The sequence below is a fragment of the Faecalibacter bovis genome (assembly GCF_017948305.1).
GTDB lineage: Bacteria > Bacteroidota > Bacteroidia > Flavobacteriales > Weeksellaceae > Empedobacter > Empedobacter bovis.
Genome location: NZ_CP072842.1, coordinates 25239 through 35000 on the forward strand (window position 1 = coordinate 25239; position 9762 = coordinate 35000).

The following is a 9762-nucleotide window of genomic DNA, read 5'->3' on the forward strand; positions in this document are numbered from 1 at the left end:
AGTTTAGGTTGTAATAGATAAATATTACTTCATTTTTAGTCGTAATATATAATCTTCTAGAGAGTTTTCTTCAGTTTTTAATAATTCAAATTCGTCTTTGTTTACCAATTTTGAATCTAAAAATTTTATGACTTCTTCTGAATCTAAACTTGGATCAATTTTAATTCCTCCAAATTTTATTTTCTTCATGTAAACATAGAAATCATAATCAAAAGTATTTTCACCTAAATAAGTGTTGGCTACTTTTCCTTTCCATTTGATGTCATAAACACCAAATTCATCTGTATCAAGAAATGTAATTTCATGATTCGCAACAATGTCTTTACCTAACATTGACATTCCAAAAGCAAAATTTTCTTCCGCTTGTGTTAAATCGACAGGTAATATATCTAATAAAAAAGTATAATTATTTAAACTAGCAAAATCTAACTTTTCTTTATCTGTTGCGATAGAAATTCCTTTATTTCCCCAGAATGTACTTGATAAAACACAGTGATCGTAATTAATCCACAATGATTTTTCAGTCATTTCGTCTGATACATTATCAATTTCCTCAATAATGTCCTCATATTCATCTTCTTGATCATATTGATCAGATTCTAAATGAAGATCCATTACGATATTAAAATTCTTATCTAATCGTGCATTCCAAACAAAATCTACCACTTTATGTCCGTTAATAAATGGGCTATTACTGAAATATATTTTGTTATTTTCTTTACTCATAATATGGATTTTATTCCAAGTCTGAATTTACAACGTTTAATTTTACAATACAAAAAATCTATGAACAATATAAAGAATAATCTGTAATATTAAACACAATGAATTAAAATACAACAAATTAAAAAAGCGAGTAAATTACTCGCTTTTTTAATTCTTATAAAGTTTCTTTTAACCATTTATAAAATTCGGTGTGCCAAATAACAGAATTTTGAGGTTTTAATATCCAGTGATTTTCTTCTGGGAAATAAATCATTCTTGATTTAATACCTTTTAACTGCAATACTTGAAACGCTTCTTGACCTTGTCCCATCGGAACTCGATAGTCTTTTCCTCCGATGTAAACTAACATTGGCGTGTTCCATTTATTTAACAACTCTGGATTACTTGGATCGAATTTAGAATACGTTTTTTGAGCGGCCTTATTATTCGTTTCCCAATACGCACCACCAGCATCCCAATTTGTAAAGAAAACTTCTTCCGTTGTTCCGTACATTGATTTCAGGTTAAATACACCATTATGAGAAATAAAAGATTTGAATCGACCTTCATGAATACCTGCTAAATAGTAAACTGAATAACCACCATAAGATGCTCCAATTGCTCCTAAACGATCTTTGTCTACATAAGATTCTTTCGCAATATCATCAATAGCAGATAAATAATCTTGCATGACTTGTCCACCCCAATCTTTCGAAATTTGTTCGTTCCACTCTACACCATGACCTGGCATTCCGCGACGATTTGGTGCGATAACAATGTAACCTTCAGCAGCCATTAATTGGAAATTCCAACGTGTAGAATAAAATTGTGTTAAAGCCGATTGTGGACCACCTTGACAATACAATAATGTTGGATATTTTTTTGAAGGATCAAAATTTGGTGGATAAATAACCCAAGCCAACATATCTTTTCCGTCAGTTGTTTTTATCGTACGAGCTTCAACTTTACTTTTCGCTATAGAATCAAATATTTCTTTATTCTCGTTTGTTAACTGAGTTAATTTTCCAGATTTTAAATCTACAGAATAAATTTCAGCTGCGTGATTCATATCTGTTTTAGAAACAATCGCTTTGTCTGCTACGATTGCATATAATCCAGCTATATCAAATTGACCATTCGTGATTTGTTTAACCGTAAGCGTTTTTTTAGTCTTAAAGTTTACATCAACTTCAAATAATTGCATCGTCCCACCAATTGCAGCATTAAAGTAAATTTTCTTCCCATCTTCAGACCATTTATAGCTTCCAACAGTTCCGTCCCAGTGCTTCGTTAAATTAATTTCGATGTCACCTTTACGAACAATTAAATCATTTTTATCAGCTTCATATCCATCTCGTTCCATTGAAAGGAAAGCAAAATCTCCTTGCGAAGAAAAACTTGGCGAATTATCGTACCCCATTTTTCCTTCCGTGATATTTTTTGTTTGTTTAGATACTAAATCATATTCGTAAATATCTGTATTGGTACTTGTTGCGTAATCGGTACCATATTTCTTTTTAGAAACATATAAAATTTTAGATCCATCAGGAGCCCAAACATATTCGCTAACACTGTAAGGTTGATCCTTTAAAATATCTAATTTTTCATTAGAATTTGAAACAAATAAATGATTGTAATTACCATCATTCCAAGTATCCCAATGTCTATAATTTAGTTCGTTATAAATTTGAACATTTGATTGATCCATTTCTGGATAATAATCTTTTCCGAAAACTTTTTGAAGTTTTACTTCATTCGTTTCAGCTTTTAAACCTGTTTTGGAAATAGATGTATCTTCAATTAAATTTTTATAATCAGTAATTTCAGAAGCTTTTCCTCCTGCTAATGAAATCATGTAAGTTTTTGTAGTGTCTTCCTGCGTTTTTACGTTTGTAGAAGTTACTTTGTAAACCACATTCTTTTTATCTTTTGTTACACCAACTGGTGAAACTTTTTTTACTTGCCATAATAATTCTGGCGTCATTACTTTTTGAGCCATAGCCGAAGTAGACAAAATTAAACTTGCTACCAAAAAAGAAAATCTATTCATAATAATTTAACTTATTGTATCGTAAATGTACCATTTCATTTTAATATTCTCTATTAATCCATAAAAAAAGCCATTACAAATTGTAATGGCTTTTTTTTACTATTATTAAATTCTCGATTAGAAATTAATTTGTTTTTTAGGCGTAAAAACAGGAATTACAGCTCCAAAAACAATATTTTGTTGGGAGAAGAAGAAATCCTGTTGTGCTTTATCAGATTTTGAACTTGTTGTACGAATATCATCCATATCAATATATCCACCTTTTAATTCAGCTTGGATAAAGAAATAATCCCAAAAAGTAAAATTGATACCAACCATTGCGCCTAATCCAAAACCAGATAAATGAAACTCATCGTAACGATCTTGCCCCATTAAAGTGGTATTTGTTTTTGGATATAAAATTCCAGCCCCAAATCCTTCAGTTAAATTAACATCGATACCTTTTCCGTTTTTAGAAATTGGAAAATGAATTAAATTATCAAAACGACGAATTTCAATATTCGCATAATTTAATCCATCTGTATGTTCAAATTTTAAGAAATCTTCGGTTAATTGGATTTCATCATTATTGTAAGTACCATCAAAGGCAGAACCGTTGTTAATGTATCCACTCATTTTAGCGTATTGATTTTGATCCATTACATATTTCATGTGATCAATACCGAATGAAATATTCCAATTATCATGGAAAAAATATCCTAATCTAAAATTATATTGAGGAATTGTCATTTCTGCTGGATTAATAAATTTAATTCCAAAATCAGACTGACGATCATGAGCAATTACGTTATCTAAAGTAAAATCGTAGTTATCACCTTTAAATCTGATATCTGATTTCGTGTATTGACCATTATTCCAACCCCAATAAACATAAAACTTACCTTTATTTTCTTTCCCTTGTCCTAATGCAAATGCACTGAACATACCAATTAATAATGCTATATATACTTTCAAAATATAAATTTTGTGCAAATTTATCTCTTGTTTAGCGATTATCAAGTTGATTTTAAAAATTATTTTACAATTTAACATAACTTTTAATCAGTTTAAAAACAAAATTTTATGCTTTAAGAATGGCGAAAAGTGATAAATTTTACTTAAATTTTACCTCGGAATATTTTATATTTTCATCTATTCTCTTATTTTTGCTTCGCTATGAATTCAAAAGTAACAAAACATTTCTACAGCATTTTCTTTTCCCTGATCTTAATCTTTTCGATGAGTATCAGAGGATTTGCTGGTTATGTAGATTACTCAATAAAAATTCAAAATAATAAATGCGTTAGTGATAATGCTTCATCAACACAAGATGATGAGAGCACAACTAATAAATATACGAATACAAGTTCCTCTGAAGAAAATGAAAATCAAGGTTCGAATATGTTCGAAATTCTTGAAAAAATTAACGATGAAGTAAACTACTGCTTCAAAATTTCAGAGCACAAAAAACTTACTAAAAATCAAGTCTATTATCACATGGACTTATTCTCGCTTTTAAAGCCGAGCCTAAATACTCCGCCTCCGGAGGTTATTTAAAATTAATGATATTATAAATTTTAATATTACTAAGCTAGAAATGGCTTGGCTTGTATTACTGTTTTCTAAAATTTTAATTTTAAATAATTTAATTCATCTTATGGATCTTTTTAAAACTTGGAAAAAAGACATACCTGCGAGTATTGTTGTTTTTTTCGTGGCTCTACCTTTATGTCTTGGTGTAGCCTTAGCTAGTGGTGCTCCTGTATTTTCAGGAATTATTGCTGGTGTAATCGGTGGTATTGTTATCGGTTTTTTATCTAAATCTCCTATTGGAGTTTCAGGACCTGCAGCTGGTTTAGTTGTAATTGTACTTAATGCTATCACAGATTTAGGGGCTTATGAACTATTTCTTGTAGCTGTTGTTTTAGCTGGTATTTTCCAAATAATTTTGGGAATCCTAAAAGCTGGTGTTATTGGATATTATTTCCCATCTTCAGTTATTAAAGGAATGCTATGTGCTATTGGTATTTCTATCTTTTTAAAACAGATTCCATTAGCATTTGGTTACACAGAAAAGTTTGATATTTTTAATTTTTCTTTTAGCAATATTACAACTGGAGCTATTGTTATCACAGCAATTTCTTTATTTATTTTAATTGTTTGGGATAATGTATTAGGTAAAAAATCAGCCTTCTTCAAATTATTACCTGGATCTTTAGTGGCAGTTTGTATTGGAATTTTATACCAAGTAACAATAGGTGAATCGAATCATGAAGTTTTTTCTATCGATCATAATTTATTAGTAAAAGTTCCTGTACCAGAATCTGTAACTGATTTCTTAGGACAATTTACTTTACCAGATTTCGCATCAGGATTAACCAATCCTTTAGTTTGGCAAGTTGCCTTTACAATTGCAATCGTTGGATCTTTAGAAACTTTATTATCTGTAGAAGCTACTGATAAAATTGACCCATTAAAACGTCAAACACCAACTAACCGCGAATTAATTGCGCAAGGTGTTGGTAACTCTTTATCAGGGTTAATCGGTGGTTTACCAATTACGCAGGTAATTGTACGATCTTCTGCAAATGCAATGAGTGGAGGTTTATCAAAACTATCAACAATCTTACACGGTGTTTTATTATTAGTAAGTATTGTTTCAATCCCAATGTTTTTAAACTTAATTCCTAATGCAGTTTTAGCATCTATTTTATTAGTTATTGGTTACAAATTAGGTAATCCAAAACAATTCTTAGATATGAAAAAATTAGGAAAAGATCAATTAATTCCGTTCGCTGTTACAGTTATTGCAATTTTAGCTACAGATTTATTAAAAGGAATTATCATCGGTTTAATCGTTGGTGTGGTTGTTTCTTTAATCAAATCGTACAACAACTCTCACGTAATGTTAGTAAAGGAAGGAAGCGTTTTCCATATGAATTTAGCTGAAGAGGTTACTTTCGTTAACCGTGGTGCTATTGTAAAAGAATTAGATCGTTTGGAGCCAGGTTCTAACTTAGAAATTGACGTAAGAAAAACTAAAATTTTAGATTACGATATCATTGAATATTTTGACGAATTTAAAGTTAAAGCAAAAAATAATAATATTAACATCCGATTAATTTCGGAAAGAGGTATCGTAGATAATCCTCAGTCATTTAGAGAATTCTTCGGTTACGCTATTGTAGCAGGAGCACATTAATCTCTCACACTTTATTTAATTAAACATACAAATTTTGAATATAATGAAAGCACATACATCAGAAACTCAATCGACAATTACACCTGAAAAGGCATTACAATTCTTAAAAGAAGGTAATGAAAGATTTGTAAGTAACTTAAAAGTTAACCGTAACTTATTAGAACAAGTGAATGATACAAGAGAAGGTCAATGGCCTTTTGCAGTTGTATTAAGTTGTATCGATAGCCGTACATCAGCTGAATTAATTTTTGATCAGGGGTTAGGTGATATTTTTTCTGTAAGAATTGCAGGTAACTTCGTAAATCAAGATATTTTAGGTTCTATGGAATTTGGGGCAAACGTAGCTGGAGCAAAAGTTATCGTTGTGCTAGGTCACTCTAAATGTGGTGCTTTAAAAGGTGGTTTAGACGCAGAAGCAATCAATGCTACTGAAATGAATAACTTAAGTCATTTAGTGAATCACTTTACTCCTATCATCGACGAAATCATCCAAGATGGTGAAGTACGTTCTTCTAAAAATGCAGATTTATTAGAAAGATTAAATGTTTGTAACGTTCAGAAATCAATTGAAACAATTCGCGAAGAAAGTTCTACTTTAAGAAAACTTGAAGAAGAAGGAAAAATTAAAATTGTTGGTGCAAACTACTGTGTAGAATCAGGAGTTGTAACATGGTTATAAAATAATCTTCGATTAAATTCGATTTTTATAAATGTAGTTAAGCCACTTCTTACGAAGTGGCTTTTTTATTTGGTGGCAATTCTCTTAAAAATTGATAACGTTTATTTTCATAATCCATAACACAATAATAATGATTTAATCCATTCGAAACCATTAACAATTCACTACCAATAATTCCGTTATAACGCGCAATCTGATCGAATGTTTCTTGCGTAATTTGTACCGAAGGCCTTTTACACTCTACCATAATATATGGTTTCGCTTGTCGATAAACCACAATATCTGCTCTTTTTCGCATTCCTGTTTGGTTTACAGGAACTTCCAAAGCAATACTACTTGGCGAATAACCAAGCGTATCAATCAGATAAAAAATAATATGTTGCCTTACCCATTCTTCTGGCGTATATACCATCCAAGATTTACGAATTCTACAAAAGATATAAGTCGAATCTTGGTCATTTCTCATTCGAATTTGGTAATTTGCCGGAAAATTTAATTTCGTTAATTCTGTCATTGTATGAGTGCTGTAGAATCTTTGATCAAAGATATAAAAAACAAAAAGTTTTTACCGATCTACTTTCTTGCGGGGGAAGAACCTTTCTTTATTGATCAAATTACTGAAGCTTTAGAAGCGAATGTTTTGACTGAAGAGGAAAAAGGATTTAATCAAACCATTATTTATGGTCAAGATGTGGAAATGAACCAAGTTGTTGGGATTGCAAAGCAATATCCAATGGGTGCTGACAAAGCTTTTGTTTTGGTTAAAGAAGCCCAACATTTAAGCAAATCTATTGATGATTTGGACGCTTATGCCAATCAAATTCAAGAATCAACGGTTTTAGTTTTCAATTACAAAGGCAAAAAATTAGATAAACGTACAAAAATCTATAAAACACTAAATTCAAAAGGTTATTATTTTGAATTTAAACCTTTGTACGCCAACGAAATTCCTACATTTATTGATGAACGCATTAAAGCGAACAAACAAACAATAGATCCAAAAGCTAAATTCTTGTTAGCCGAATATGTAGGTTCAGATTTATCAAGATTATCTAATGAGTTAGATAAGTTAAAAACTATCGTTGGGATTTCGAATACTATTACGGTTGATGATATCGAAAAGCATATTGGTATAAGTAAAGAATATAATAATTTCGAATTACGTTCGGCTATCGAAACACGTAACATCGAAAAGGCTTTCAAAATCATTAAATATTTCGAAAAAAATCCGAAGGATAATCCAATGGTTGTTACGATGACAGTAATATTTTCGTTGTTTACCAATATTATTCAATATCATATATTAGCAGATAAATCAAAAGCTAACGTAGCTAAAGAAATCGGAATTAATCCATTTTTTGTTCAAGATTTAGCTGTTGCTGCTAATAATTATCCATTGAAAAAAGCGACGCGAATTGTTTCATTAATCAGAGAATATGACATGAAAGGAAAAGGAGTAAATTCTTCTGGAAACGTTACATCATCAGAGTTATTAGTAGAGTTAATTTATAAAATCATAAACTTCTAATATCAAATTCTCGAATTAAATCATCATAAATAACAATACTTACATAGATAAAGTAATAATTTTATCACTTAAATTTGTAATTGAAAAAATATAATATGAACTCAAATATTTTAGATACTATTATCATCGGTTCAGGTCCTGCAGGTTACACAGCTGCAATTTACGCTGCTCGTGCAAATATGAATCCTTTAGTTTTAACTGGTATGGAACCAGGTGGACAATTAACTACAACTACAGATGTTGAAAATTTCCCAGGTTATCCAGAAGGAATTACTGGTCCAGAATTAATGGCAGATTTACAAAAACAAGCTGAACGTTTCGGAACTAAAATTCAATACGAATATGTTACAGAAGTAGTTTTTGGAGAAAATAATGGTGACGTACATACAGTAAAAACAAATACGGCTGAATATCAAACAAAATCAGTGATTATTTCAACTGGTGCTTCTGCTAAATATTTAGGATTAGAGGACGAGAAGAAATACGCTGGTAGTGGTGTTTCTGCTTGTGCTACTTGCGACGGATTCTTTTACCGCGGTAAAGATGTTGCTGTTGTTGGTGGTGGTGATACCGCTGCAGAAGAAGCAACTTATTTAGCCAAACTTTGTAACAAGGTTTATTTATTAGTTCGTAAAGACGAAATGCGTGCTTCTAAAGCAATGCAAGATCGTGTGGCTAATACGCCTAATTTAGAAGTTTTATATAATCACGAATTAATCGGTTTAGAAGGTGATAATGTTGTTGAAAAAGCTAAAATTATCAATAACGTAACGAACGAAGAAAACGAATTAATTGTTGACGGAGTTTTCATTGCAATTGGTCACAAACCAAATACTGATTTATTCAAAGGTAAATTAGATATGGACGAAACAGGTTACTTAATCACAAAAGGTCGTTCGTATGCTACAAATATTCCAGGAGTTTTTGCGGCTGGTGATGTGCAAGATTCTGTTTACCGTCAAGCAATTTCTGCTGCTGGTTCAGGTTGTGCTGCTGCTTTAGATGCAGAACGTTACGTTGCTGAATTCTTTGAAGGATAAAATTTATTTATTACTATATATTAAAGCTCAACTTTATAAGTTGAGCTTTTTTATTTATGATATGTATGCTAATTTTTTTATATTTAGGAAGTGTTAATATTATAATTACAAATACAACGGTAAAGAACTGCAGGATGAGTTTAATATCAATCTTTACGACAACGGAGCTCGTAACTACGACCCTGCTATAGGACGTTGGTTTAATATCGATCCGTTGGCGGAGAAATCAAGACGTTTTTCTCCTTATACATATGCTCTTAATAACCCTGTATTCTTCATAGATCCCGATGGGATGATGGCGGAACCGCCAAGAGATTTTAATGGTAATTGGTGGATTGATACTTCTGGTCTTTACATAAAAGCTGATAATTTTGATAAAACTTACAATAAATATGCTTGGACAGGTAATTCTGAAGGTATATATGATACGTATAATGAAGCTTTTGGAGCAAATATAACTGCTAAAAGTGAAAGTGTATTATCATATTATGGAAGTGTTAAAGGAGAATTTACAATAGGTGCTAGAGCGAGTGATGAAGTAAAAGGTGTTGGCGGATATGATATTAATTTAGGTTCTGT

At 31.0% G+C, this 9762-nt stretch carries 10 protein-coding genes (1 of these 10 cut by a window edge); 6 read left to right on the forward strand and 4 right to left on the reverse strand.

Annotation, left to right across the window (positions count from 1 at the left end; genetic code table 11):
• Positions 1 to 24 precede the first annotated feature (24 nt).
• From J9309_RS00130 to J9309_RS00140, 3 genes are all read right to left on the reverse strand, one after another.
• Positions 25 to 726 carry a hypothetical protein gene (locus J9309_RS00130; RefSeq protein ID WP_230476446.1) on the reverse strand — a complete coding sequence of 234 codons (702 nt, stop codon included), beginning with the start codon at positions 724 to 726 and terminating at the stop codon, positions 25 to 27.
• A gap of 154 nt (positions 727 to 880) precedes the next feature.
• The gene (locus J9309_RS00135; protein ID WP_230476447.1) at positions 881 to 2755 is read right to left on the reverse strand and encodes a S9 family peptidase; all 1875 of its coding nucleotides are present in this window, start codon (positions 2753 to 2755) and stop codon (positions 881 to 883) included.
• Between the two features lie 117 nt (positions 2756 to 2872).
• Positions 2873 to 3679, reverse strand: a complete 807-nt coding sequence (locus J9309_RS00140) for a hypothetical protein (protein WP_230477883.1) — start codon at positions 3677 to 3679, stop codon at positions 2873 to 2875.
• 294 nt (positions 3680 to 3973) lie between these two features.
• On the opposite strand from J9309_RS00140, the gene J9309_RS00145 reads away from it, so the two are divergent.
• The 3 genes from J9309_RS00145 (at position 3974) to J9309_RS00155 (ending at position 6615) form a co-directional block, all read left to right on the forward strand.
• The gene (locus J9309_RS00145; RefSeq protein ID WP_230476448.1) at positions 3974 to 4291 is read left to right on the forward strand and encodes a hypothetical protein; all 318 of its coding nucleotides are present in this window, start codon (positions 3974 to 3976) and stop codon (positions 4289 to 4291) included.
• Between the two features lie 100 nt (positions 4292 to 4391).
• Positions 4392 to 5936, forward strand: coding sequence for a SulP family inorganic anion transporter (locus J9309_RS00150; RefSeq protein ID WP_230477884.1), 1545 nt, complete (start codon positions 4392 to 4394; stop codon positions 5934 to 5936).
• A gap of 43 nt (positions 5937 to 5979) precedes the next feature.
• A complete protein-coding gene (locus J9309_RS00155; protein WP_230476449.1) occupies positions 5980 to 6615 on the forward strand; it encodes a carbonic anhydrase family protein in 636 nt (211 codons plus the stop codon).
• A gap of 49 nt (positions 6616 to 6664) precedes the next feature.
• Here the strand turns inward: J9309_RS00155 and J9309_RS00160 are convergent, their stop codons facing one another.
• A complete protein-coding gene (locus J9309_RS00160) occupies positions 6665 to 7129 on the reverse strand; it encodes a type I restriction enzyme HsdR N-terminal domain-containing protein (RefSeq protein WP_230476450.1) in 465 nt (154 codons plus the stop codon).
• A 3-nt stretch (positions 7130 to 7132) separates the two neighbouring features.
• On the opposite strand from J9309_RS00160, the gene holA reads away from it, so the two are divergent.
• The 3 genes from holA to J9309_RS13620 all read left to right on the forward strand — a co-directional run.
• Positions 7133 to 8143 (forward strand): DNA polymerase III subunit delta, encoded by a 1011-nt coding sequence (gene holA, locus J9309_RS00165; RefSeq protein ID WP_230476451.1) that lies wholly within the window; start codon positions 7133 to 7135, stop codon positions 8141 to 8143.
• A gap of 95 nt (positions 8144 to 8238) precedes the next feature.
• On the forward strand, positions 8239 to 9183 hold the full coding sequence (trxB, locus tag J9309_RS00170; RefSeq protein ID WP_230476452.1) for a thioredoxin-disulfide reductase: 945 nt from the start codon (positions 8239 to 8241) through the stop codon (positions 9181 to 9183).
• 145 nt (positions 9184 to 9328) lie between these two features.
• A protein-coding gene (locus tag J9309_RS13620; RefSeq protein ID WP_394369304.1) for an RHS repeat-associated core domain-containing protein crosses the window boundary here: on the forward strand, positions 9329 to 9762 show its 5' portion. Its footprint extends 364 nt past the window's final position; the window shows 434 of its 798 coding nt (coding positions 1–434); its start codon is at positions 9329 to 9331; its stop codon lies beyond the right edge, outside the window.

Bases quoted from the DNA above. Each gene is read 5' to 3' on its own strand.
- trxB (WP_230476452.1), top strand. From the start codon at position 8,239: ATGAACTCAAATATTTTAGATACTATTATCATCGGTTCAGGTCCTGCA.
- J9309_RS00135 (WP_230476447.1), bottom strand. From the start codon at position 2,755: ATGAATAGATTTTCTTTTTTGGTAGCAAGTTTAATTTTGTCTACTTCG.
- J9309_RS00155 (WP_230476449.1), top strand. From the start codon at position 5,980: ATGAAAGCACATACATCAGAAACTCAATCGACAATTACACCTGAAAAG.
- J9309_RS00160 (WP_230476450.1), bottom strand. From the start codon at position 7,129: ATGACAGAATTAACGAAATTAAATTTTCCGGCAAATTACCAAATTCGA.
- J9309_RS00150 (WP_230477884.1), top strand. From the start codon at position 4,392: ATGGATCTTTTTAAAACTTGGAAAAAAGACATACCTGCGAGTATTGTT.
- J9309_RS00145 (WP_230476448.1), top strand. From the start codon at position 3,974: ATGAGTATCAGAGGATTTGCTGGTTATGTAGATTACTCAATAAAAATT.
- J9309_RS00140 (WP_230477883.1), bottom strand. From the start codon at position 3,679: ATGTTCAGTGCATTTGCATTAGGACAAGGGAAAGAAAATAAAGGTAAG.
- holA (WP_230476451.1), top strand. From the start codon at position 7,133: ATGAGTGCTGTAGAATCTTTGATCAAAGATATAAAAAACAAAAAGTTT.
- J9309_RS00130 (WP_230476446.1), bottom strand. From the start codon at position 726: ATGAGTAAAGAAAATAACAAAATATATTTCAGTAATAGCCCATTTATT.